Origin of the sequence: Kineobactrum salinum (assembly GCF_010669285.1) — a bacterium.
Classification (GTDB): domain Bacteria; phylum Pseudomonadota; class Gammaproteobacteria; order Pseudomonadales; family Halieaceae; genus Kineobactrum; species Kineobactrum salinum.
Genome location: NZ_CP048711.1, coordinates 2,793,929 through 2,817,702, shown reverse-complemented (window position 1 = coordinate 2,817,702; position 23,774 = coordinate 2,793,929). Strand labels below are relative to the sequence as shown.

Genomic DNA, 23,774 nt, shown 5'->3' with positions numbered 1-23,774 from the left:
GGATGTCGCATCCGAGCCCCCATGGATGGGTTCACGGCGTGTCTCGAAAGCACCCTCCCGGGATGTTGACCGGGCTACGAAGTCCAAAACCTTACAGAAACCGCCCTCCCCGCAAAGGCAATATTGGTATGCTCCCCCAGCTCAGACGTCGAAGGGATGACGCAGGACGATGGTTTCCATCCGGTCCGGACCGGTGGAAATGATGTCGATCGGCGCGCCCACCACCTCTTCGATCTTGTGGATGTAGTCGAGCGCAGCCCGGGGCAGCTCCGCCAGTGTGCGGGCCCCGAGGGTTGAGTCGCTCCAGCCCGGCACCTCCTCGTACACCGGTACCAGCCCGTCGTAATCGTCTGAATCCACCGGGTTGGGCACCGGGTTGCCGTCGGCATCCGCATAGCCGACGCAGATCTGGATGGTCTCCAACCCGTCCAGCACATCCAGCTTGGTCAGGCACAGGCCCGACACGGAGTTGATGTTGACCGCATTGCGCAGGGCCACGGCGTCGAACCAGCCGCAGCGCCGCGGCCGGCCGGTGGTGGCGCCAAATTCGTGGCCGCGGGTAGCCAGGTGGGTGCCGGCGGCGTCGAACAGTTCGGTGGGAAAGGGTCCGGACCCGACCCGGGTGGTGTAGGCCTTGGTAATGCCCAGCACGTAGTCCAGAAACAGGGGCCCGAAGCCGGAACCGGTCGCGGTGCCGCCGGCGGTGGTGTTGGAGCTGGTTACAAACGGGTAGGTACCGTGGTCGATATCCAGCAGGGAACCCTGGGCGCCCTCGAACATGATGTTGGCGTCGGTCTTGCGGCATTCGTGCAGCAGCGCGGTCACGTCGGCTACCATCGGCAGCAATTCCTGGGCCATCGCCAGCGTTTCCTCCAGCACCGTCTGGTAATCGACTGGCGCCGCCTTGTAATAGTGCTGCAGTTGGAAGTTGTGGTAATCCATGACTTCTTCCAGCTTTTGGGCGAAACGCTCCGGGTCCTTGAGATCGCCCAGCCGGACGCCACGGCGGGCCGCCTTGTCTTCATAGGTCGGGCCGATGCCGCGGCCGGTAGTGCCGATCTTGTCATTGCCCCGCCGCAATTCGCGAGCCACATCCAGGGCCACATGATAGGGCAGAATCAGGGGCAGGACGGCGATATGCGCAGGCGCTCGCGCACCGGAACGCCGTTTGCTTCCAGCTCACCGATTTCGCGCAACAGGGCGTCCGGAGCCAGTACCACCCCGTTGCCTATCAGGCACTGTACGCCGGCACGCAGGATGCCGGAGGGTATCAGGTGCAGCACCGTCTTCTTGCCATCGATGACCAGGGTGTGACCGGCATTGTGGCCACCCTGGAAGCGCACCACGGTGCTGGCCTGGTCGGTCAACAGATCGACGATCTTGCCCTTGCCCTCATCACCCCACTGGGTGCCCAGGACGACTACATTCTTGCTCATGGCTTGCGTGCTCGCGTGGTTAGTCAGATTCGAGCGGCTGCAGCAGCCACTCACCTTGCTGTTCGACCAGTTGCCGGTTACAGCGGGGGTCGTGTTTTCCGGCCAGGCTGTGGATCACGACCTCCCCGGCCGCGCGCAGCTGCTCTACCCGCACCAGCAGCGCGGGATCTTCGGACGGGGGCAGACTGATGGCGCCACGGTCGGTCTGCGCCAGTGGCAGCAGCGTCGTCAGCGCCTTCAGGTCGGTGGCAAAGCCGGTGGCCGGCCGCGCCCGGCCAAACACCTTGCCGACATCGTCGTAACGGCCACCGTTGGCCAGCGCCTGGCCATGGCCCGGGACATAGGCCGCAAAGACCATGCCGGTGTGGTAGTGGTAGCCGCGCAGCTCGGCCAGGTCGAAATAGATCCCCAACTGCGGCCGCTGGCGGCGTATCGCCGCGGCGGTCTGCTCCAGCGCGGTCACCGCTGCCAGTGCGGCCGGAGCGCGCTGCTGGTATTGCTGCCGGGCCCGGGCAAGCACGTTTTCGTCGCCGTGCAGGTCCAGCAGGCCGGTAATCAGCTCCACCACCGCAGCCGGGCTGCCTGCCAGGGCCAGTGCGAGATCGGGTCGCGATTTGCGCTGCAGGGCGTCAAACACGGTGGCCTCCTGCTCCTGGTCCAGCTCCGCCGCGGCCAGTACTGCTTCGTAGACCCCGACATGGCCGAGATCCAGGGTCACATCCTGTAGCCCGGCGCTGTCCAGTGTGGCCAGCATCAGCCGGATGATTTCAACGTCGGCGGCCAGGCTGCTGTCGCCATAGAGCTCTGCCCCGAGCTGGATCGGGGAGCGGGATGCCATCAGGGATTTGGGGCGGGTGTGAAGAATCGAGCCGGCATAGCACAGTCGGGTCACCCCGACTTCCGCCAGGCTGTGGGCATCGATCCGGGCCACCTGCGGGGTGATATCCGCACGGACGCCCAGGGTACGACCACTCAGCTGGTCGGTCATGCGGAATGTGAGCAGGTCCAGATCCCGGCCCAGGCCGATCAGCAGCGACTCGGTAAATTCCATCAGCGGAGGAATGACCAGGCGGTAGCCCCAACTGTGATAAAGGTCCAGCAACCGTCGCCGCAAACCCTCAACGATCAGTGCCTGAGCGGGGAGAACTTCCTCCACCCCATCTGGCAATTGCCAGCGATCCACCCTTGTCATACCGCAATCCTGCCTACTGGACCCAATACAATAACGCCAGCCCCAGCAGCATGCTGCCGAGGCCGACATTGCGGATTAGCCGGTCCTCCAGCTGTGCCACGGCGGCGACCATCTGGCGCCAGCGCTGCGGACTGATGAAGGGCAGCAGGCCCTCGATCACCAGCACCAGGGCCAGCGCCACCGGCAGTACCTGCCAGAAATCCACCTCTACTTTCACTCCGACGCCAGCCCGGCCCTGGTGGCGCACTGTTTGCCACAATCGCGGAGCCGGTTGCCACGACCATAAAAAAACCGCGAGCCCGGCGTATGTGAGTGACAACGCCGAATCCCACGGTTACAGAATTCTATCACAGCCGCGCCCAGGCGGCTGTGATTTTTGGGCTTAATTGCCGCCGCTGGAATCCTTCAGGTAGCGAAAGAACTTGCTGTCGGGCGCCAACAGCATTATATCCCCACTGCCCTGGAAGGAATCCTGGTAGGCTCTCAGGCTGCGGGTAAAGGAATAGAACTCGCGATCCCGGTTGAAGGCGCCGGCGTAGATTGCCGTAGCCTGCGCATCACCCTCACCACGGATCAGCTCGGCGTCCCGGTAGGCGTTGGCCTCGATCACCGTGACCTCGCGGTCCGCTGCTGCCCGGATACCTTCGGCCAGTTCCTGACCCAGCGAGCGGTGTTCACGCGCTTCCTTTTCCCGCTCTGCGTTCATGCGCTGGTACACCGACTCGGAGACATCCGGCGGCAGGTCGATCTGCTTGACCCGGACATCCACGACTTCCACGCCGTATTCATTCAATGCCAGCTCCGACAGGCTCTCGGTAAGGCTCGACATCAGCTCGTCCCGCTGCCCGGAGACCACCTCCTGGATGGTCCGCACGGCGACCTCGTTGCGCAGGCCATCATTGATGCGCTGGCCCAGCAGCGCAATCGCCCGCGCCTCTTCACCGTTGGTCGCGGTGTAGAACTTTTCGGTATTGGCCACCCGGAACTTGGCGTAGGAGTCCACGATCAGGGCTTTCTGCTCCTGGGTGAAAAAACGCTCGGCGGTAAAGTCCACCGTCAGCAGCCGGCCCTCGAACTTGCGTACATTGTTGACGAACGGGATCTTGATGTGCAGTCCCGGCTTCAGATCCGGGTCGACCACCTCACCAAAGCGCAGCAGCACACCGCGCTCGGTTTCCTTGATCACGTAAATGGCATTGCTGAGCACAAAGAGTGCCAGCACCGCGACGAGCATCCAGGTCATACCTCTGCCACCCATATCAGCGACCTCCTCTGCGGCTGTTGGCTGCAGCGGCGTCGAGACGCAGCTGCTCCGTGACGGCGTTGGTCAGGTCACGAATGCTGCTGGTGTCCAAACGGCTGCCACGGCTGGCAGGCATGCTGGAGCCCGACTTTTCCACCATCTTGTCCAGCGGCAGGTACATGATGTTGTTGCCGCCCTCCACGTCCACCATGACCTTGTTGGTGTTGCTGAACACCCGCTGCACTGCGTCCAGATACAGACGCTCGCGGGTCACCTCCGGCGACTTGGCATATTCCTTGAGCAGCCTGCTGAAGCGTTCCGCCTCACCTTCGGCTTCGGCCACCACCTGTTCGCGGTAGGCGCTGGCCTCCTCGATCACGCGTTGGGCACGGCCGCGGGACTCGGGCACAATGCCGTTGGCATAGGCCTGGGCCTCGTTTTTCAGCCGTTCCTCGTCCTCCCGAGCCTTGATCACATCGTCAAATGCGGCCTGCACCTGGGTCGGCGGCTTGGATTCATCGATGTTGACCTTGACCACGCGAATACCTGTTTCATACATGTTAATGTAACGCTGCAGACGCTCGGTGACCTCGACCCCGATGCGGGCCCGGCCCTCCGTCAACACCATATTCATGCTGGTGTCACCCACGACATGGCGCAGGGCGCTCTGGGACGCGTTGTGCAATGAGCTTTCGGGATCGCGCACCCGCAGTACAAAGCTGGTGGGATCGTCAATCACGTACTGCACGGACATCCGCACCTCGACGATGTTCTCGTCCTGGGTCAGCATGATTTCCCGAAAGGTGGCGGCCCGGACCCGGGTCGTGTTGACCTTGATCACCTCGTCGATCAGCGGCGGATTCCATTGCAACCCGGGCATTACCGTCTGCTGGTACTTGCCGAAGCGCAGCACCACGGCCCGCTCCTGCTGATCGACCTGGTACAGCCCCATCAGCGCCCAGACCACCACGGCCACCAGCGCCAATACCAGCACCAGGCCGGCCGGGATCCCGCCGCGGCCACGACCGGGCTTGCCCCCGCCACTGCCGCGGCCACCGAACAGCCCGCCCAGCTTCTGCTGCAGTTTCTTCAGGGCTTCGTCGAGATCGGGCGGACCCTGTTCGCCGCCGCCCCAGGGATCCTTGGGTTTGTTGTTGCCCCCACCCGGTTCATTCCAGGCCATGCTGCACTCCTGTTATCAAAGTCATTCAGTCTAACAAAATTTTTGCACGGCAGGTGAGACATCGTTCAGGCAACTGGCCCGGCCTCCTGTCCCAGCAGGCGGTTCCAGTCAGCTCGCGGCAAGCGCACGCTCAGATGGGAAACGCCATCGGCCCCGTACTGCTCTGCCGACACCGCTCCGAGCTGGTACAGTGCGGCGCGCAGCCGCCCCTGCTCCGGCTCCAGCTGTAATTCCTGCTCTATCATGTCCTCCCCCACCAGGCTGGTGATCGCTGTCAACAGCAGGTCGCAGCCAGCACCGGTGGCGGCACTCAGCCAGACCCGTTCCGGCCTGCCGCTGGCGTCGTAGTCGATGCGCGGCTCCTGCTCCAGCAGGTCGAGCTTGTTGAAGACCTGCAGCTGCGGAATCCCGCCGGCACCGATCTCCTCCAGCACTGCCTGGACCTGAGCCATATTGTCTTCGCGGGATTCCGCAGTGGCGTCGATGACATGCAGCAGCAGATCGGCGCTGACAGTTTCTTCCAGAGTGGCCTTGAAGGCCTCTACCAGTTTGTGCGGCAGATGGGCGATGAAACCCACCGTATCGGCCAGCACCACCGCGCCCACCTCATCCAGCTGCAGCCGGCGCAGGGTCGGATCCAGGGTGGCAAACAGCTGATCGGCGACGTAGACCTCAGCCGTAGTCAGGCGGTTGAACAGGGTGGACTTGCCGGCGTTGGTATAGCCCACCAGCGCGATCGTCGGCACCTCCGCCCGCTGCCGGGAGCGGCGCCCCTGGTCGCGTTGGCGGCGCACTTTCTGCAGCCGGCCAGTAATGGACTTGATCCGGGCGCGCAGCAGCCGGCGGTCGGTCTCCAGCTGGGTCTCCCCGGGCCCGCGCAGGCCGATCCCGCCCTTCTGCCGCTCCAGGTGGGTCCAGCCACGCACCAGACGAGTGCTGGCATGTTGCAACTGTGCCAGCTCCACCTGCAGCTTGCCCTCGTGGGTACGGGCCCGCTGGGCGAAGATATCGAGAATCAGGCCGGTCCTGTCCAGCACCCGGCACTTGAGCTCACGCTCGAGGTTGCGCTCCTGGCTGGGGCTCAGGGCGTGGTTGAACATCACGATCTCGGCCTCGTGCTGCTGCACCTCGGCCAGAATGTCCTGCAGCTTGCCCTTGCCGACGAAGGTGCGTGGGTGCGGCGCCTGGCGCTGCCCCATGACAAAACTTACCGGATCGCCGCCGGCAGACAATACCAGCTCCTCGAACTCGCGCGGATCCTCGCGCTCATCCTCGCTGGCCAGGTTGAGATGCACGAGCACGGCGCGCTCTCCCGAAGCGGGACGGTCAAAGAACAAGCGGGCCTCGGCGGCGGGTCAAGGAAGCGACAGCCAGACTTGCGCCCGGCTGCGCGGAGTGCAGCTCAGCTTTCGACTTCATCGTCTTCCGGCGGATTCTGCAGCGGCATGCGCACCACCCGGGACGGAACCACGGTGGAGATGGCATGCTTGTAGACCATCTGGCTCACCGTGTTCTTCAACAACACGACAAACTGGTCGAATGACTCGATCTGGCCCTGCAGCTTGATGCCATTCACGAGGTAGATTGAGACTGGAACGCGTTCCTTACGCAATATATTCAGGTAAGGGTCTTGTAGCGTGTGCCCTTTTGACATAATTCTCTCCTTGGTCGGCTCAATTGGAGCCCAATAAAATTAGAGTGGCAGTCTCTGTTCACCCCGGGCAGCTACGCCAGGCTGCCGGTCGGAGTGGACCTCGGACCTTCGTTCGTTGGTTACCACCTGCAATAGTATAGATCAGGTTTGCTGTACTACATTGGGGCGAGCCCGATATAGTTCAAGGCGGCGTGCAGCGGTTTTTGCGCTGCACGACTACCCGCCACCTCTGACTCCCCGGACGGGCAAACGTTCCCTGCCTCGTCCGTCAGCAGCCAATGTAGTTGCGGCCACTTGCGCAGCCAGGTGAGTTGACGCTTCGCCAGTTGCCGGGTCGCGGCGATGCCCTGCTGTATTGCCTCCTCCAGGCTGCACTGTCCCTCCAGGTGGCGCCACAGCTGGCGGTAGCCCACCGTCCGCAGAGCCGGCAGGCCGGGATGCAGGTCCGGTCGCCGGCGCAACTGCCGTACCTCGTCCAGCAGCCCCGCCGCCATCATTTGCCGGAAGCGCAGCTCGATCCGGCGGTGCAACAGGGCCCGCTCGGCGGGGCAGATCGCCAGTTGCAGGATGCGAAACTGCTGCGTGGCAGCGACGCCTGTCGTACCGCGCTGTTGCCACTGGCTCAGGCTGATACCGCTGCTGCGGTATACTTCCAGCGCCCGGCCGATGCGCTGGGAGTGGTTGGGATGGATGCGGGCGGCCGCCTCGGGGTCGACCTGCGCCAGCCTAGCATGCAGTGCCGGCCAGCCCTCCCGGACCGCCTCGGCCTCGACCGCCGCACGCACTGCCGGGTCGGTTGCCGGCATCGGCGCCAGCCCTTCCAGGTAGGCGCGAAAATACAGCATTGTGCCACCGACCAGGATGGGGGTCTTGCCGCGGGCCACAATGTCCGTGACCACCCGGTCTGCATCCACGGCAAAATCCGCCGCCGAATAGCTGTCGGCGGGGTCGCGGATGTCCACCAGGTGGTGGGGAAAGTCGGGTTTGGCGCTGCCGATATCCAGGCCGCGGTAGACCAGTGCGGAGTCGACGCTGACCAACTCGCCGTCGAGGGCTGCGGCCAGCTCGATGGCGAGATCCGTCTTGCCCGCCGCGGTCGGCCCCATCAGGCACAACAGCAGCGGCCTGTCTCCGTCGGTCGCTGCCACTCAGCGTCCCCGCAGGAACAATTTGTCCAGCTCTTCCAGCGACATCCCGGTCCAGGTGGGCCGGCCGTGGTTGCATTGGCCTGCACGTTCGGTCTCTTCCATATCGCGCAGCAGTGCATTCATCTCCGGCACCGAAAGACGGCGGTTGGCGCGCACTGAACCATGGCAGGCCATGGTCGAGAGAATCTCATCCAGATGAGCCTCGATCCGGTCCGAACTGCCGTATTCGGCCAGGTCTGACAACACGTCGCGCAGCAGCGCCTCGATATCCGAGTCGCGCAGCGCCACCGGAATCTCGCGAATCAGCAACGCTTCTTCGCCGGCAACATCCACCTTCATGCCCAGGCGCTCGAACAGGGCGGCATTGTCGGCAGCCAGCGCCACCTCTCGCTGGCTGACCGCTACCGCCTGAGGTACCAGCAGCGGCTGGCTGCGGATGCCGTCGCGGTCGCGGGCAGTCTTGAGCCGCTCATAGGTGATCCGCTCGTGGGCAGCATGCATGTCCACCAGCACCAGCCCCGCGCTGTTTTCCGCCAGAATATAGATGCCCTTGAGCTGGGCCAGGGCATAGCCCAGCGGTGGCGCGTCCTCCGGCTGCTCCTGTGGTGCCAGCTCGCCCGCGTGCAGCATGCCGTAACTGCGCAACTGCTCCATCGCCCGTCCCGGTGCGGGGGCCGGGGCCGGATTGTAACCGCGCGCGGTGGCGCCCCAGGCCAGCCCCGGCTGCCGCGCGATTTCTCCGGTGGCCGTATCCACTGCCAGCCCCTCCGGGGTCGCCACGGCCGGCGAGTCCACGGCGGGACGCACATCTGCCAGCGCCCGGTGCAGGGCGCCGAATACACACTGGTGCACGGCCCGGCTGTCACGGAAGCGTACCTCGTGCTTGCCCGGATGCACGTTCACATCCACCTGGGCGGGGTCCAGCTCCAGGTAGAGCACGAAAGCCGGGTGACGACCGTGATAGAGCACATCGCGATAGGCCTGCTTGACCGCGTGGGCCACCAGCTTGTCGCGGATGACGCGGCCATTGACAAAGAAGTACTGTAGGTCCGTCTGGCTGCGGGAGAAAGTCGGCAGCCCTGTCCAGCCCCACAGCCGCAACTCGCCACGGTCTGTTTCCAGTTGGACGGCCTGCTCCATGAAAGCCGGCCCGCAGACCGCCGCCACCCGCCGCTGCCGTTCCGCGGTACTGGTGGCACCGCGCAGCTGATGGATGACCTTGCCGTTGTGACGCAGACTGAAATCCACCTCGAAGCGCGACAGGGCAAGCCGCTTGACCACCTCTTCAATGTGGTTGAATTCGGTTTTTTCCGTACGCAGGAACTTGCGTCTGGCGGGGGTATTGAAAAACAGATCCCGCACTTCCACGGTTGTGCCGCGTGGGTGTGGCGCCGGCCGCAGCTGCACCGTCATCTCCCGGCCCTCGCAGAGGGCGGCGCAACCCTCGCTGCCGTCCGGCCGGTGATTGCTGGTCAGGGTCAGTCGCGAGACGGAGCCGATGCTGGCCAGCGCCTCGCCGCGAAAACCCAGGCTGCCCACCGCCTCCAGATCCTCCAGCGACACGATCTTGCTGGTGGCGTGGCGCGCCAGCGCCAACGGCAGGTCCTCGGGCTCGATGCCATCACCGTTGTCGCGGATGCGAATCAGCTTGCTGCCGCCGGCCTCGATTTCGATCTCCACCCGGGTCGCGCCGGCATCAAGGCTGTTCTCCAGCACTTCCTTGACCACTGAAGCCGGTCGTTCGACCACCTCACCGGCGGCAATCTGGTTGGCTAACCTCGGGCTGAGGGAATGAATACGTGACATTGAATACGGTGCCGCGGGACTCAGGTGGTAGGAATTTTCAGCGTTTGCCCCACCATGATACGCGAGTCATCGAGACCATTGTGGTCCCTGAGCCGGGCAAGGGGTACTTTGAAGCGCTGGGCGATGGCCGACAGTGTATCACCGCGGGCGATGATGTACTCGCGGCCTCCCTGCTGCTTTTGCCAGGCGACCAGGGTACCGGGCGGCGGCTGATCCATGAACCAGTCGCGGATGCCCGCATGTATCGCCCGGGCCACGGTTTTCTGGTACGTCGAAGTGCCGAGCTTGCGGGCCTCGCCGGGATTGGAGATGAAGCCGGTTTCCACCAGAATTGACGGTATGTCCGGTGACTTCAATACCGCAAAGCCGGCCTGCTCTACATTGCGCTTGTGCAGGTGGGCAATGGTGTCGACCCGGCGCAACACCTTGTCGCCGAGCTTCAGGCTGGTATCCAGCGTGGAGGTCATCGACAGGTCCGCCAGTACCCCGGCGAGCAGTTCATCCTTGTCTGACAGGCGCACGCCCCCGACCAGATCGGCTTCGTTCTCGCGCTGGGCCAGATAGCTGGCGGCAGTACTGGTCGCGCCACTGATGGAGAGTGCATACACGGATGCCCCGTTGGCCTCCCGCCGCTTGAACGCGTCGGCATGCACCGATACAAACAGGTCGGCCTGGCGTTGACGTGCCAGGTCGCGCCGGCCCTTCAGGCTGATGTAGTAGTCGCCGCTGCGAATCAGGGTGGGTTTGAAGCCGGCATCGCGCTCGAACAGGGCATACAGCTCCCGTGAAATCGCCATCACCACATCTTTTTCCCGCAACCGATTGGGTCCGATGGCGCCGGGATCCTCGCCGCCGTGACCTGCATCGATGGCTATGACGATGTCGCGCCGGGATGATTCCGCGGTGCTCTTCCTGACCGTTGTTTCCGTCTTCGCATCCCGGTCATACAGGTCCAATACCAGCCGGTCGCCCGCCTGCGCATTGGCCTTCAGTGCAAAACTGCGTGGATCCACCGCCGCATTGATATCGAACACGACCCGCAGGTCGTCGCCGTCACGGATGCCGGAGCGGACCAGGGTGATGGGGGTATTCTCCAGCGGCAATGAGGTCAGGCTGGCCTTCAGCGCAGTGTCGGTAATATCCAGCACGATGCGCGCCGGGTCCTTCAGGGTCAGCAGGCGGTGCTCCGCCGGAGCGGTGAGATCAAAGACGATACGGGTGTGGTCAGGGGCCCGCCACAGGCGCACATCGTGCACGTCTGCCGCCTCGACAGCGGACGCCACCAGCAAACCCAGGATCACACGGACCCAGAACGCCCTGCCCATTTTTCTCCCGCTCCAGATTGGTCCCGATGATCAGGCCCGCAGTGCCAATGTTGCAGAACTGCGCGCCCGATTTCCGAGCCCGCATGCGCCCGCAGACTTCGCCCGGCACCGATTACAGCTATAGTAATCACTAAATCGGCCGGGGGCAAAACTCCCTCACCGCGCTCGGGCCATTCCACCAGGCACAGACTGTGGTCGCCGAAGTAGTCCCGCACTCCCATGAACTCCAGCTCCTCGGCATCGCCCAGCCGGTACAGATCGAAATGGTAGATTTCCAGAGTGCCGGCACTATAGGGCTCCACCAGCGTGTAGGTGGGACTCTTGACCGTACCGCGGTGGCACAGGGCCCGGATGAAACCGCGACTGAAGGTAGTTTTCCCTGCACCCAGTTCGCCCTGTAAATAGATTACCAGCCCAGGTTCGCTGGCCGCGGCCAGCTTCGCCCCCAGCCGCATCATTTCTGCTTCATCGGCAGCCAGATACTGCACAGCAGACGAGTTCATCCCAGCAGCCCCCGCAGTTGCGGCATCAAATCACTCGCCAGCAGGCCGCGCTGACCCTGCGCCGCCGCGGCATCGGCCGCCGCGCCGTGCAGGGCGGCCGCCAGCGCTGCCGCCTCGATTCCAGCCAAGCCCTGGGCCAGCAGGGCACCGATCAGGCCGCTCAGAACATCACCCATACCCCCGGATGCCATGCCGGGGTTGCCATAGTCACTGAGCAAACAGCGCTCACCGTCGCTGACAAGAGTGCCATTGCCCTTGAGCAGTACTGTGCCTCCCAGCCGCTGCTGCAGCGCGGCGACTGCGGCAAAGCGGTCTGCCTGTACCGCGGCGGTACTGCTGCCCAGCAGTCGGGCCGCCTCGCCCGGGTGGGGCGTGAATATCCACCCCGGTCGCGGCTGCAACGGCAACACCTGCCCCAGCGACAGCAGGTTCAGGCCATCGGCATCGAGCACGCAGGGCTGGTCGGCCATGGCGATCACTTGCAGCAACTGCTGCCCCCACGGGCCCTGTCCCAGACCGGGGCCGACCACCAGCACATCGGCGCTCTCCAGCAATGGCTGCAGCGCCTGCCCCGAGGCAACGCCGACCGGCATCGCCTCCGGGGTCCGGGCAATGATCGCGGAGACATGTTCCGACCGGGTAGCCACCCGTACCAGGCCCGCACCGGCACGCAGGGCGGCCTCCGCAGCCAGCGCCACCGCGCCGCCCATGCCGTAATCACCGCCCACGACCAGTACAGTCCCATAGCGGCCCTTGTGGGCATTGGCAGGGCGGGCGGGAAACTGTGGCAGCAACTGCTCCAGCTCCAGACGCCGGCAACTGGCCGCTACCCGCTGGTAGACACCGGCCGGCACTGCCAGATCAGAAAATTCCAGTGCCCCGCAGCAATCGGGACCGTCGAGGGTAAACAGGCCGCGCTTGAGGCCGATGAACGTGACAGTCAGATCGGCCCTGATACTGGTGCCGAGCCGGCGCCCGGTATCGGCACACAGGCCCGACGGGATATCGACCGCCAGGATGGGCAGACCGGACTCGTTGCAGCTGGCAATGACGTCGCTCCAGGGAGATCCCACCTCGCCGCGCAGGCCAGTGCCCAGCATCGCATCCACCAGTACGCCTTCCGGGCGCAGAGAGCCGGGGCGCCAGGGTTCCACCGCAACGCCATGGGCCAGGGCCTGGTCCCGCGCGCGAGCGGCGCTGCCGCGCATTTTGTCGGGGTCACCCAGCTGCCAGACTGCGACCGGAATGCCGCGCTTGTGCGCCAGGTCCGCCAACAGGAAGCCGTCGCCGCCATTATTGCCGGTACCACAGAACACCTGCAGCAGGGAGGGCTGCGGCCAGGCGGCCAGCAGGTGATCGAAAGCGACCGCGGCGGCGCGCGCCATCAGCGTGGCGCCGGCAATGCCGAAGTCCTCGATCGCGTGACGGTCCAGCTCGCGGGTTTCCCCGGCGCTGTACAGCGTCTCCAGTCCTGTCCAGTCAAACACCTGTTTCATCCTCGTCGCCAAAGCCGGGCCGGTGCTGCTACACTAAGCGCCCTTGGCATCATGTCATTCCCCAAATTATAGGCGCCCCGCGCCGCCGCAGCCCAGTCCCATGCCGCATTCACTGCCCCCGGAAAGCCAGCAACGCCTGCGCGCCCAGCTACAGGACTGGGCCACCGAACTGGGCTTTGCCCAACTGCAGGTCAGCGATATCGAACTGGGCGAGCACGAGGCCTATCTGCAGAAATGGCTGGACGCAGGATATCACGGCAGCATGCACTACATGACCCGCCACGGCCACAAACGCTCGCGCCCGGCCGAACTGGTGCCGGATACCTGCCGTGTCATCAGCCTGCGCATGGACTACCTGAGCGAGGACACCCGGCCGCTGGAGATACTGGCTGCGCCGGAGAAGGCCTATATCTCCCGCTATGCACTGGGCCGCGACTATCACAAACTGATGCGCAAAAGGTTGTCTCAGCTGGCCCAGCGCCTGCAGGACAGCGCCGGCCGCGGCCAGTATCGCGCCTTCGTCGACAGCGCGCCGGTACTGGAGCGCGCCATCGCCGAACGGGGCGGCATGGGCTGGATCGCGAAGAACACGATGCTGATCAATGAACGCGCCGGCTCCTGGTTCTTCCTCGGCGAGATCTACACGGACCTGCCGCTGGCGGCGGATCCACCCCAGCAGAGCAAGCATTGCGGCAGTTGTACCGCCTGCCTGGATATCTGCCCCACCAACGCCTTCGTCGGCCCCTATCAGCTGGATGCCCGCCGCTGCATCTCCTACCTCACCATTGAACACCGCGGCAGCATAGATCCCGAGCTGAGGCCACTGCTGGGCAACCGGATCTTCGGCTGTGATGACTGCCAGCTGGTCTGTCCCTGGAACAAGTTCGCCCGCAGCACCACCGAGGACGACTTCCAGCCGCGGCACCAGCTGCAGGACCGGGACCTGATCGAGCTGTTTGGCTGGGACGAGGCCACCTTCCTGGCCCGCACCGAAGGCTCCGCGATTCGCCGCATCGGCCACGAATGCTGGCTGCGCAATATCGCCGTCGCGCTCGGCAACGCGCCCACCACCGCAGCCGTGATCGACGCGCTGCGCAGCCGTGTGGACTCGCCTTCGGCACTGGTGCGCGAGCACGTTGCCTGGGCGCTGCAGCGCCATGGCAGCAGCCAGCCTCCCGGGGCCAGCGGTGCGCTGCGCTGGCGTGACACCTGATCAGGGCAGTGTTTGCAGCCGTATATGGGAGGGGAAGCGGCTGGAGCGGTGAATGGTGTGCGTGGCAGCACGGAAGTCGCGGTCCCGGGCATTGAAGATGTTGTCGACAAAGGTCTGCGGGTTGCGATCGAACAGCGGGAACCAGGAGCTCTGCACCTGCACCATGATCCGGTGGCCCTTGCGGAACAGGTGGTGGCGCGGCTGCAGGTCAATGCGGTACTCCTCGACCTTGCCCGGCTCCAGCGGTTCGGCTGATTCCAGGCCGTTGCGGTAGCGCGCACGCAGGATCTCGCCCGCCACGATCAGTTGGTAGCCACTCATTGCCGGGTCCGCGGAATAATCGCCGGGATAGACGTCGATCAGTTTCACTACCCAGTCCGCATCGCTGCCGGTGGTAGAGGCAAACAGGTGGCTGATGACATTGCCGGACAACGCGATGTCCTCCTCCAGCGGCTCGCTCACCCAGCCCACAACATCGTCCCGGCCCGCCAGGAAGCGCTGGTCCTGCGTCAGCCACTGGCCCCAGTCGGGGCCGGCAAACATGTGGCCGATGGGACGCGGGCGATAGGGCACGGGATCTGCCGGGTTGGAGACATAACTGTCAGCGGCCCTCTCCTGATCGGTGTTGGGCGGGGTAAACGACAAGCGACCCTGCGCGCCCAGATACAGCCGTTTCTCGACAGTCTCTGGCGCTGGCCACTCATCGAACTGCTGCCACTGGTTGGCGCCGGTCTGGAACAACTGCACCGCGGCCATGTCGGTGTCGCCTTTGTCCTTGAGTTGCCGCGCAAACCAGGGGGCCATGATGTTGCGCCGGAAATGGCTGGCGGTGGCACTTTCAAAATCCAGCTCCGCAATCTTGCGGCCGTCGTCCCACAACCAGATGCCGTGGGTCCAGGGGCCAATCACCAGATGGTTCATGTCGTTGTCGTCGCCGTCCTGCCACGCCTGGTACAGTCGGTAGGGACCATAACCGTCCTCCGCGTCGTACCAGCCACCCACCGTCAGGCTGGGAACGCGGATCTTCCCGAGCTGTGGCACCACGGCCCGTGCGCGCCAGAAGTTGTCGTAGTCAGGGTGGGCAACGAAATCGTCCCAGGTTGTTGCCATGTCCGCAAAATGGCGTTGTTTTACATGGCGCAGACTGCCGAGCCGGAGATACCAGTCGTAGGTGTCCTCCATGCCGAAGTCAAATACATCGGCACCGGATTCGCGCTCCATGAATGCGACATACTCAAAGCCGTAGCTGAGACGGAAGGCGCCGTTGTGGAAAAAGTCGTCGCCGATGTAGACGTCCGCCGGGGAGGCCTGGGGCGAAATAGCGGCCAGGGCCGGATGCGGGTCGACTGCCGCCATCACCGCGAGCCAGGCGGGATACGACACACCCAGCATGCCGACCCGGCCATTGTGGGACGGCAGCTTGTTCATGAGCCATTCTATGCTGTCATAGGCATCGCTACTCTCGTCTACTGCCCGCGGATCGTCCCTGTCCCTGGAAGGACGCAGCATGACGAACTCGCCTTCCGAGCCGTGCCTGCCCCGAATATCCTGGAACACGAAAATATACCCGTCGTCGACCAGCTCCCGCAGGCCGGTGTGGAAGATTGAGCCGGCCGGATTGCCGGCGCCGACCCGCGATACATCGTAGGGACTGCGCCAGAACAGCACCGGCAGGTCCTGGCTGTTACCTCGCGGCGTGTAAATGACAGTGCGCAGCCGGGTGCCATCCCGCATGGGCACCATCGCCACCTGGGTGTCGAAACGGTGTATCGGATCATCGGGCGGGCCGGCGGCCTCCCCGGCGTACAGCGGCCCAATGCATAGCAGTAATAGTATGGCCGCGCTGGCGCGGCTGCAGGCCCGCAGGAGTGTGCTCATGGCTGCTGCTCCACCAGCGCGTCGATATCTGCCACCGGCAACACCAATGCAGAGGGATGCTCGGGGGAGTGATGTATCGTTTGTCGGGCGCTGCGCCATTCGGTGTCAGTGGCCACCGGATTGCCGGTATTCTGGTTGGGGTTGTACATCGGAAAGGCGCTGCTGGAGATCTCCACCCGTATGCTGTGGCCCGGCTGGAAGGAGTGCGCGATGTGGCCCAGCTCAATGGTGTAGCGCTCCACCTTGCCAGGGGTCAGCAATTCGGTCTGGGCCAGGCCGTTGCGATAGCGGGCACGGATGATGCCCACGGTTTTCGGGCCCAGGGGTACGGCGCTACCATCGGGATGGACGTCCAGTACCGCGGCGGTGAAATCCGTGTCCCGGGCATCGGACGCGGCAAAGAGCTCGACGGAAACCGGCCCTACCACGTCCAGGGCTTCCTGCCGCGGCGCGGTGGTGTAGATCAGCACGTCTTCTCTTTGCTGAACGGTCTGCCGGTCATAGGGCCCCGTCGCCATCAGGTCGAGCGGCACCGGGTTGCGGGGGTCATAGGTATACCGGTCGGTACCGTCTGTCGTGGGCGGATCAAGGCTGAGATTGCCGCCGGGCTGCTGCTGGGCGTTGCCGCTGCTGGCCAGGTAGAGCCGGGTAGGGGTCACGTCGGTCAGCGGATACTGATCCAGCGACAACCACTGGTTGCGGCCCGTCATGTACAGGCGGGCTCTGGGCTGATCGAAACTGTCGCTGGACTGCTTCAGATAACGATTGAAAAAATCCAGGTGCAGCTGCTTCATGTCCAGCACCGAATCCTCGCTGAAAGACATGTCCCCGACCTCGGTTTCGCCGCCCAGAAAGGACTGGATGTGGGTCCAGGGACCGATGACCAGGTGCCGGTCATGCTTCGATGGCGAATGCTCGTTCATGCCCTGCCAATAAAACAGGGTGCCGGGCTGGTCGCCGTCGAACCAGCCGGCGATCGTCAGCACCGGCAGGTCAAGCTTGCGAAAGTCAGCCGCGGTAAACTGCACGCGCTTCCAGTAGTCATCCATGGTGTGGTGGGTCAGGAACTCCCGATAGAGGCGCATCTTGCGGCCCATGGCCTCGTCCATGGTGATTAGCGGACGGTGATTGTAGATCGACTCCCAATCCAGCGTCGCAGCATTGGGACCCTGGCTGATGCGGCCCGCGGTGTCATTGAGCCAGAAAAGTGCCCAGGCCATCATGAAGGCGCCGCCGTTGTAGGGCAGCTCGTCCAGATACTTCCCGGCCGGTGAGGTCGGCGCAATACAGGCAAGGCCCGAGGGGCGCTCTCTGGCTGTCAGCCATTGCACGGTGCCCCAGTAGGACACCCCCATCATGCAGACCCTGCCGTTGGACCAGCTCGCATCAGCCAGCGCCTCGACGGTGTCATGACCGTCTTCGCCCTCCTGGAAGAAGAAGTTGAACTCGCCCTCTGAATCGCCGCGTCCGCGCACATCCTGAATCACGAAGGCATAGCCCTGCCTGGCGAAATAGGCCGCCAGCTGCGGTAGTTCTGCCATGGGCATGGTTTTTATGTAGGGCGTGCGAAGCAGGATTACCGGGTAGCGGCCCTGCTCTGCCGGAAGCCACACGTCCGCGGACAGCTCGACGCCATCGCGCATCGGGGTACGCAGATCAAACAGCTGCCTGATTGGCGCAAGCGGCTCGGCAGGAGCTTCCATGCGGGGGGTGGAATCTGCGGCCTGCACCGGCGGCATCACTGCCAGCAGGGGCAGCAGGAGCAGCGCGGCGGCGCGGAGCAGGGTATTGGCGAAGCTCGGTTCTTCAGCCCGGATATTCATGGTTTACTCCTGATATCGTTAGTCTTAAAAGAAAGTATATGCTTTTTTTGTTGGAGTCAATGAATATCCGCCCTTTTTGGACACCGGACCGGATGATAGCTGTCAGGGGTTTGGCTGACGCCCCGGGATTACGATAGCCCGGAGCCTTCTGGCGCCATCCTGGCAATTTCCGCCTGCACGATCGGCACGGCGTCACCGGCTGACCAGGAGGGGTCTATGACCTTGGTCAGCACCAGACCCGAGAGCAGCAGGTGCAGGATCCGGGCCCCGTTGCGAACGTCGTAGTCAGCGCGGATTTCCCCCCGCTGGCGCAGGTCTTTCATGGCTTCGTACAAGTGCGCTTCACCTTGTTCCAGCGATTTTCTGGCGCGCTCACGCAAGCTGTCATCATGGAAGCTGAGATTGATCAACTGCAGGTCGGCACGGGCCGCGTCACAGCGTCTGCGAGTGTCAAATTCGAGAAAAATCTCGACCAAATAGTCGCGAAACGCCGCCAGTCCAGGGAAGAAGACCAGTTGTTGCTCACTGAGGGAGCGATCAGCCAGGGCCAGTATGACCTCGTGTTTGGTCCTGAAGTGCTTGTAGAACGCACCCATGCTGATGCCTGCGGTTGCGCATATCTCAGCCAGTGACATCTTGTCGAAACCGTGATCGATATAACACTGGAGCGCCGCATCCAGAATATGGTTGCGGCGGGCCGCCATGTACTCTTTGCTGCGTTTAGGCACGAAATCTCCTGTCAGTGAAGGTCCCGATCAAAATGGAGACCATTCCCGATAATAATTCTGGTGGCGGCTTCGGACATACAGGCCCCGCGGCAAGCTGCCCCCACATAAAGAAATATAACACTTTCTTTATGTCATCGGGACCCACGAGCACTGCAACCCGGAAGTAGTGGAACAAAATGAAAGTGATGGATTCGCACCCATGGCAAGGCGCGAGCCGCAGCTAAACGTCGGTGGCCGGGCTGAAGCCCGCCCAGACCAGGCCCAGCAACAACAGCGCGGGCAGTACGTGGGTGAGTATGGTATTGAGTGCCAGCACAGGCGTCAGATGTTCGACCTGCTCGGCATAGCGAAACAGCTTGCGTACCAAGGGCCAAACCAGAGGCAGACTGAACAGGGCCAACAAGCTCTGCCGAGGCAGCCATCCCTGCCAGACAAACACCACCAACAATAGGTAAGTGGCGGCCAATATCACGGTGAAGACAACTGCACTGCCCGTTCGCCCCAGCACAATGGGAAGATGCCGGCGGCCTACCTGGCGATCAGCTTCCACATCGGGAAATTGATTGAGCAGCAGCAAATTGCTGATCAGCAGTGCCAGCAAAGTCGCCAGGCTCAGCGCCATGGCATCCACCTGGCCGGCCAAGACCCAGTAAGCGCCCAGCGTCATGAAGCCGCCAAAACCCAATCCCGGTGCAATCAGGCACAGTAGTGGATGCTTGTTCAGGTACTGGGTGTAGGTATAAATCAACGCGACCCCGGGAATTCCCAGCCACAACAAATGCCAGCTCTGCAGTGCGCTGAGCCAGAGCCCGGCTGCGCAGACCAGGATCAGGCTCAATATACCCAGGCCCAATGCCAGCGGGGCCTGGTTTGGCTGCGCCACCAGTGTGCCGCTGCCGCCGTTGAAGGGAGAGCGCCGGGTCAGAAAATCCAGCCCGGAACGAAAGTCAAAATATTCATTCAGTGCATTGGCACTGATATGCGCCGCCAGCGCCATGCCAAAAACCAGCACGACGAGCTCTGCGGAGGGGGCCGCTTGCTGATACCAGGCGGCTGTTGTCGCCAGGCTTATACAGACGACCGTGAGTGTTAGAAAGGGCAGACGCGCCACGCCGCCAAGGACCTTAAACAGAGCCACCATAAACGTATCAAACCCGGCCAGTCTCGGAAATTGTCTAAAAGCGTGTCACCACTTCGCTTTTCTCTTATGCTCTCACAGGCCGCAGTTCTCTGCGATTAATTTCAGGCGAAATCAACCCGGGAGCCAACATGAGTCAGGCGCAAACCCTGCACGCCATCAATATGGGAATCGATACTCACGAAGAGCCCGTAGTGTATATGCGCAGGGACTGCGATGTCTGTCGGGCCGAGGGTTTTACCGCCAACGCCCGCGTCCAGGTCAGCGCTGGCAGGCACCACATCATTGCCACCCTCAACATCGTGGCAGGAGACCTCCTGCCCGAGAGCAGTGCAGGCCTGTCCAGCAGCGCCTGGCACTATTTGCAACTGCACGACGGCGATCCGCTGGCCATTACTCACGCACCGGTGGTGAGGTCCCTGCGTTATTTACGCAAGAAGATCCACGGACACGAACTTTGCGCCGAGGAAATCGCGGCCATTATAGGCGACATCGGCCGCCGCCTGTACTCGGATGTCGAAGTGGCCAGCTTCCTCACGGCCTGCGCGGGGGACCGCCTCAGCATTGACGAGGTGATCGAACTGACTCGCGCCATGGTGGCTGTGGGTACCCGCCTGAGCTGGCCCGACTACCCGTTCGTGTACGACAAGCATTGTGTGGGTGGCCTGCCCGGCAACCGCACCACGCCGATCGTGATCGCCATTGCCAGCGCGGCGGGACTGGTAATCCCGAAAACCTCATCACGCGCCATTACCTCTCCGGCGGGCACCGCCGACACCATGGAGGTGCTGACCGAGGTGGATCTGCCGCTGGAGTCGATGCAGCGTGTGGTACACGAAACGGGGGCCTGTCTCGTCTGGGGCGGACGCATCAACCTGAGCCCCACCGACGACCTGTTGATCCGTATCGAGAAAGCGCTGGATATCGACAGCGATGGCCAACTCGTGGCCTCGGTGCTGTCGAAGAAAATTGCCGCCGGTTCCACCCATATTCTCATCGACATTCCGGTGGGCCCGACCGCCAAGGTGCGCGACAGGGCTCACGCCGAACGTCTGTCGACAATGTTTGCCACTGTCGCCACCGCGCTGGGCGTAAAAGTACACTGTGTGCTCACCGACGGCTCCCAAACCATCGGTTACGGCATAGGTCCGGTGGAAGAGGCACGGGACGTACTGGCTGTACTCAACAATGACCCCGCCGCACCGGCGGATCTTGCCGAACGTGCCTGCCTGCTGGCCTCGCACTTGCTGTCAATGGCAAGTGGTAGAGACGAGGCAAAAAGCCTGTCGGAGGCGCGAAACATATTGCAATCAGGCCGCGCATGGCAGCAGTTCGAGCGTATCTGCCTGGCCCAGGGCGGCTTGAAAAGCCTGCCCGAGGCCACTCACACCACGACCCTCAAGGCGCGCGCCACCGGTACGCTGCAAGGCACCGACAACCGCCGTCTGGCCCAGCTGGCCAAACTGGCCGGCGCGCCCAACTCACCGGTCTCCGGCCTGCGCCTGGCGGTAAAACTGGGCGCCGATGTAGAATCCGGACAAGCCCTGGCCCGGCTTTTCGCCGCTACCGGTGGGGAACTGGACTATGCCCTGAATTACTATCGCCGGAACCGGGACATGTTCGAGATCGGCTAGCAGGTTGGCGCTTTGCATAAAACCATAAACGCTGTAAGGTTACCGGCCTTTCGGAATATTGAGTATCGTGAGCACCCCATGACGCCCGTTGTCTTTTCCCTGTGTACCGAGCTGCCACTGTTTGCACCTCTGGCTATGGCTCTTGGCGCCGAGACAGGGGCCGTCAATTATCGCTTGTTTCCCGATGGCGAAAGCTATCTGCGGATCGACTCGCCGGTCACCGGCCGCGACTGTGTGGTGCTGGCCAATCTGGCAGACCCCAACGCCCAGTACCTGCCGCTGACATTTCTCACCGCCACCCTGAGAGAACTGGGCGCCAACACGGTAGGTCTGGTGGCCCCCTATTTGTGCTATATGCGTCAGGACAAGCGTTTTATGGAAGGCGAGGCAATCACTTCGCGCCTTTTTGCCGAGCGGCTGTCCGAAGAAGTGGACTGGCTGGTCACGGTAGACCCTCACCTGCACCGCTATCGGCGCCTGGATGAAATTTACTCCATCCCCACCGCCACGGTGCAGGGCGCACCGGCACTCGCCAAATGGCTTGTAAGCCAGGATGACAGGCTGCTGCTGGTGGGGCCGGACAGCGAAAGTGAACAATGGGTCGCGGCCATTGCGGATGCCGTCGGCCAGCCCTGTGTCATCGGCCAGAAGGTGCGCCGGGGCGATCGCGACGTCACTGTAAGCCTGCCCGATCTGTCCGCCTACACGGAACACACGGCGGTGATCATCGACGATGTCATCAGCAGCGGGCAAACCATCCTACAAACCCTCAGCGCACTTCAGCAGCAGGGCATAGCGCACATCGATTGCGCGGCAGTTCACGGTATTTTTGCCGACGGCGTCGACCGAATGCTTTACAGTCGGGGTATTCGTCGTTTGATCACCACCAACGCCATACCTCATGCCTCCAATCTGGCCGACCTGACACCACTGTTGCGGGAACCCATACTGGAGTTGATCACCCAAACCGCTGCTGACAGGAGTCGCCGCGCATGAACATTGTCTTTTTGGGCGGCACCGAAACCGTTACCGGTTCCAAATTCCTGGTGGAAAGCGGCGATACCCGCATTCTGGTGGACTGCGGACTGTTTCAGGGCTACAAATGGCTGCGCGAACGCAACTGGCAGACGCCACCCGTGGACGTGGACAAACTGGATGCGGTTGTGCTTACTCACGCCCATCTGGACCACTCGGGTTACATTCCCCGGCTGTACAAAGCGGGTTATCGCGGCCCCGTGTTGACCCACCACGCCACCCGTGACCTGTGCAGTATTCTGCTGCCCGACAGCGGCCATATCCAGGAAGAGGATGCGCGCTTTTACGCCCGCCACAAGCTCGGCAAGCACCAGCAACCCGAACCGCTGTATGACCGGAAAACAGCCGAGGACGCCATGGAACTGTTCCAGACCGTGGAATTCCACGAGCAGTTCGAGGTAGGCGATTTACGCATCCACCTGCATCCCGCCGGACACATACTGGGAGCGGCCTGTGTCATTATCGAGGCCGAGGGCAAACGCGTATGCTTCTCCGGGGATGTGGGCCGCCCGGACGATATCATGATGTTTCCGCCAGAACCCCTGCCAGAGCTGGATTTACTGATCCTCGAGTCCACCTACGGCAACCGCCGGCACGCCGAGGCTGACCCCTGGGATCAGTTGGCCGGCATAGTGAAAGACACCGTAGCCAACGGCGGCGTGCTGTTGATTCCCAGCTTTGCCGTAGGCCGTGCCCAGGTATTGCAGCACCTACTGGCCACCATGATGGCTGACAAGCGTATTCCCACCGTGCCCATTTATCTGGACAGTCCGATGGCCATTGATGTGTCGGGCATCTACCACAGCCACGCCCGACATCATCGCCTGAGCGACAGTGACTGCGCGCGGATGATGAGAGCGGTAACCTATACCCACAGTGTAGAAGAGTCCAAGGCACTGGCCGATATCTCCTATCCGCATATTATTATCGCCGGCAGTGGCATGATTACCGGCGGGCGCATACTGCACCACATGAAGCGGCTCCTGGCCAATCACCGAACCACCCTGTTGCTCACCGGTTATCAGGCCGGTGGTACCCGCGGAGCCCGCCTGATGGAGGGCGTGGACTCGGTCAAAATACACGGCGAATACATTCCCGCCAAAGCGCGGGTGGTCATGCTAGACGGTCTCTCCGGTCATGGCGACTGTGTCGACATAGCCGAGTGGCTCAAGGCCTCCGACCTCAAGCAAGGACTGCCTGTCAAACTGGTTCACGGCGAACCCGAAGCAGCAGACAATATGCGGATCTATCTGCAGGAGCACCTGGACGTGCAGGTCGACGTAGCCGAATACCGGTCCATACTCAGGATCTGACGGGCGACTATGACTGAGAGAAATGC

At 63.0% G+C, this 23,774-nt stretch carries 19 protein-coding genes and 1 pseudogene; 4 read left to right on the top strand and 16 right to left on the bottom strand.

Translation table 11 applies throughout. The features are described 5' to 3' along the window. Window positions 1-141: 141 nt before the first annotated feature. From G3T16_RS12340 to G3T16_RS12285, 12 genes and pseudogenes are all read right to left on the bottom strand, one after another. Window positions 142-1,436: pseudogene (locus G3T16_RS12340) on the bottom strand (adenylosuccinate synthase). A 19-nt stretch (window positions 1,437-1,455) separates the two neighbouring features. After that, window positions 1,456-2,628: an ATP phosphoribosyltransferase regulatory subunit gene (locus tag G3T16_RS12335; RefSeq protein ID WP_163495520.1), complete on the bottom strand. Its 1,173-nt coding sequence runs from the start codon at window positions 2,626-2,628 to the stop codon at window positions 1,456-1,458. Between the two features lie 13 nt (window positions 2,629-2,641). After that, entirely contained in the window at window positions 2,642-2,845 is a 204-nt protein-coding gene (locus G3T16_RS12330; protein WP_232059062.1) for a DUF2065 domain-containing protein, read from the bottom strand. Window positions 2,846-3,010: 165 nt separating this feature from the next. Then, on the bottom strand, window positions 3,011-3,886 hold the full coding sequence (gene hflC, locus G3T16_RS12325; protein ID WP_163495519.1) for a protease modulator HflC: 876 nt from the start codon (window positions 3,884-3,886) through the stop codon (window positions 3,011-3,013). Window position 3,887: 1 nt separating this feature from the next. After that, on the bottom strand, window positions 3,888-5,054 hold the full coding sequence (gene hflK, locus G3T16_RS12320; RefSeq protein WP_163495518.1) for an FtsH protease activity modulator HflK: 1,167 nt from the start codon (window positions 5,052-5,054) through the stop codon (window positions 3,888-3,890). 65 nt (window positions 5,055-5,119) lie between these two features. Beyond that, window positions 5,120-6,391, bottom strand: coding sequence for a ribosome rescue GTPase HflX (hflX, locus tag G3T16_RS12315; RefSeq protein ID WP_163495517.1), 1,272 nt, complete (start codon window positions 6,389-6,391; stop codon window positions 5,120-5,122). A gap of 65 nt (window positions 6,392-6,456) precedes the next feature. Further along, complete coding sequence (gene hfq, locus G3T16_RS12310; protein ID WP_163495516.1) at window positions 6,457-6,708, bottom strand: RNA chaperone Hfq; 252 nt, start codon at window positions 6,706-6,708, stop codon at window positions 6,457-6,459. Between the two features lie 155 nt (window positions 6,709-6,863). Further along, on the bottom strand, window positions 6,864-7,814 hold the full coding sequence (miaA, locus tag G3T16_RS12305) for a tRNA (adenosine(37)-N6)-dimethylallyltransferase MiaA (RefSeq protein ID WP_163497083.1): 951 nt from the start codon (window positions 7,812-7,814) through the stop codon (window positions 6,864-6,866). A gap of 42 nt (window positions 7,815-7,856) precedes the next feature. Beyond that, window positions 7,857-9,662 (bottom strand): DNA mismatch repair endonuclease MutL, encoded by a 1,806-nt coding sequence (gene mutL / locus G3T16_RS12300; protein WP_163495515.1) that lies wholly within the window; start codon window positions 9,660-9,662, stop codon window positions 7,857-7,859. Between the two features lie 20 nt (window positions 9,663-9,682). After that, complete coding sequence (locus tag G3T16_RS12295; RefSeq protein WP_163495514.1) at window positions 9,683-10,987, bottom strand: N-acetylmuramoyl-L-alanine amidase; 1,305 nt, start codon at window positions 10,985-10,987, stop codon at window positions 9,683-9,685. Continuing rightward, window positions 10,960-11,490, bottom strand: coding sequence for a tRNA (adenosine(37)-N6)-threonylcarbamoyltransferase complex ATPase subunit type 1 TsaE (tsaE, locus tag G3T16_RS12290; protein ID WP_163495513.1), 531 nt, complete (start codon window positions 11,488-11,490; stop codon window positions 10,960-10,962). The genes G3T16_RS12295 and tsaE overlap by 28 nt, the downstream gene beginning before the upstream one ends. Beyond that, complete coding sequence (locus G3T16_RS12285; protein ID WP_163495512.1) at window positions 11,487-12,986, bottom strand: NAD(P)H-hydrate dehydratase; 1,500 nt, start codon at window positions 12,984-12,986, stop codon at window positions 11,487-11,489. Before G3T16_RS12285 ends, tsaE begins: the two co-directional genes overlap by 4 nt. 100 nt (window positions 12,987-13,086) lie before the next feature. Between G3T16_RS12285 and queG the strand changes: the two genes are divergently transcribed. Then, window positions 13,087-14,199 (top strand): tRNA epoxyqueuosine(34) reductase QueG, encoded by a 1,113-nt coding sequence (queG, locus tag G3T16_RS12280; protein ID WP_163495511.1) that lies wholly within the window; start codon window positions 13,087-13,089, stop codon window positions 14,197-14,199. Here the strand turns inward: queG and G3T16_RS12275 are convergent, their stop codons facing one another. From G3T16_RS12275 to G3T16_RS12260, 4 genes are all read right to left on the bottom strand, one after another. Beyond that, complete coding sequence (locus G3T16_RS12275; RefSeq protein WP_163495510.1) at window positions 14,200-16,077, bottom strand: CocE/NonD family hydrolase; 1,878 nt, start codon at window positions 16,075-16,077, stop codon at window positions 14,200-14,202. Further along, window positions 16,074-17,900, bottom strand: a complete 1,827-nt coding sequence (locus G3T16_RS12270) for a CocE/NonD family hydrolase (protein ID WP_163495509.1) — start codon at window positions 17,898-17,900, stop codon at window positions 16,074-16,076. The genes G3T16_RS12275 and G3T16_RS12270 overlap by 4 nt, the downstream gene beginning before the upstream one ends. 128 nt (window positions 17,901-18,028) lie before the next feature. Next, window positions 18,029-18,628 carry a TetR/AcrR family transcriptional regulator gene (locus G3T16_RS12265; protein ID WP_163495508.1) on the bottom strand — a complete coding sequence of 200 codons (600 nt, stop codon included), beginning with the start codon at window positions 18,626-18,628 and terminating at the stop codon, window positions 18,029-18,031. A 220-nt stretch (window positions 18,629-18,848) separates the two neighbouring features. Beyond that, window positions 18,849-19,769, bottom strand: a complete 921-nt coding sequence (locus G3T16_RS12260) for a prenyltransferase (protein WP_197911657.1) — start codon at window positions 19,767-19,769, stop codon at window positions 18,849-18,851. Between the two features lie 128 nt (window positions 19,770-19,897). Here G3T16_RS12260 and G3T16_RS12255 point away from each other — a divergent pair, with 128 nt between their 5' ends. From G3T16_RS12255 to G3T16_RS12245, 3 genes are all read left to right on the top strand, one after another. Further along, window positions 19,898-21,400, top strand: a complete 1,503-nt coding sequence (locus G3T16_RS12255) for a thymidine phosphorylase family protein (protein WP_163495507.1) — start codon at window positions 19,898-19,900, stop codon at window positions 21,398-21,400. A 78-nt stretch (window positions 21,401-21,478) separates the two neighbouring features. Further along, the gene (locus G3T16_RS12250; RefSeq protein WP_163495506.1) at window positions 21,479-22,396 is read left to right on the top strand and encodes a ribose-phosphate diphosphokinase; all 918 of its coding nucleotides are present in this window, start codon (window positions 21,479-21,481) and stop codon (window positions 22,394-22,396) included. Continuing rightward, window positions 22,393-23,748: an MBL fold metallo-hydrolase gene (locus G3T16_RS12245; RefSeq protein ID WP_163495505.1), complete on the top strand. Its 1,356-nt coding sequence runs from the start codon at window positions 22,393-22,395 to the stop codon at window positions 23,746-23,748. Before G3T16_RS12250 ends, G3T16_RS12245 begins: the two co-directional genes overlap by 4 nt. The last annotated feature ends 26 nt before the right edge of the window (window positions 23,749-23,774 follow it).

Bases quoted from the DNA above. Each gene is read 5' to 3' on its own strand.
- G3T16_RS12335 (WP_163495520.1), bottom strand. From the start codon at position 2,628: ATGACAAGGGTGGATCGCTGGCAATTGCCAGATGGGGTGGAGGAAGTT.
- hflC (WP_163495519.1), bottom strand. From the start codon at position 3,886: ATGGGTGGCAGAGGTATGACCTGGATGCTCGTCGCGGTGCTGGCACTC.
- G3T16_RS12245 (WP_163495505.1), top strand. From the start codon at position 22,393: ATGAACATTGTCTTTTTGGGCGGCACCGAAACCGTTACCGGTTCCAAA.
- G3T16_RS12270 (WP_163495509.1), bottom strand. From the start codon at position 17,900: ATGAATATCCGGGCTGAAGAACCGAGCTTCGCCAATACCCTGCTCCGC.
- hflK (WP_163495518.1), bottom strand. From the start codon at position 5,054: ATGGCCTGGAATGAACCGGGTGGGGGCAACAACAAACCCAAGGATCCC.
- miaA (WP_163497083.1), bottom strand. From the start codon at position 7,814: ATGGGGCCGACCGCGGCGGGCAAGACGGATCTCGCCATCGAGCTGGCC.
- mutL (WP_163495515.1), bottom strand. From the start codon at position 9,662: ATGTCACGTATTCATTCCCTCAGCCCGAGGTTAGCCAACCAGATTGCC.
- G3T16_RS12275 (WP_163495510.1), bottom strand. From the start codon at position 16,077: ATGAGCACACTCCTGCGGGCCTGCAGCCGCGCCAGCGCGGCCATACTA.
- G3T16_RS12260 (WP_197911657.1), bottom strand. From the start codon at position 19,769: ATGGTGGCTCTGTTTAAGGTCCTTGGCGGCGTGGCGCGTCTGCCCTTT.
- G3T16_RS12295 (WP_163495514.1), bottom strand. From the start codon at position 10,987: ATGGGCAGGGCGTTCTGGGTCCGTGTGATCCTGGGTTTGCTGGTGGCG.
- queG (WP_163495511.1), top strand. From the start codon at position 13,087: ATGCCGCATTCACTGCCCCCGGAAAGCCAGCAACGCCTGCGCGCCCAG.
- G3T16_RS12285 (WP_163495512.1), bottom strand. From the start codon at position 12,986: ATGAAACAGGTGTTTGACTGGACAGGACTGGAGACGCTGTACAGCGCC.
- G3T16_RS12250 (WP_163495506.1), top strand. From the start codon at position 21,479: ATGACGCCCGTTGTCTTTTCCCTGTGTACCGAGCTGCCACTGTTTGCA.
- tsaE (WP_163495513.1), bottom strand. From the start codon at position 11,490: ATGAACTCGTCTGCTGTGCAGTATCTGGCTGCCGATGAAGCAGAAATG.
- hfq (WP_163495516.1), bottom strand. From the start codon at position 6,708: ATGTCAAAAGGGCACACGCTACAAGACCCTTACCTGAATATATTGCGT.
- G3T16_RS12255 (WP_163495507.1), top strand. From the start codon at position 19,898: ATGAGTCAGGCGCAAACCCTGCACGCCATCAATATGGGAATCGATACT.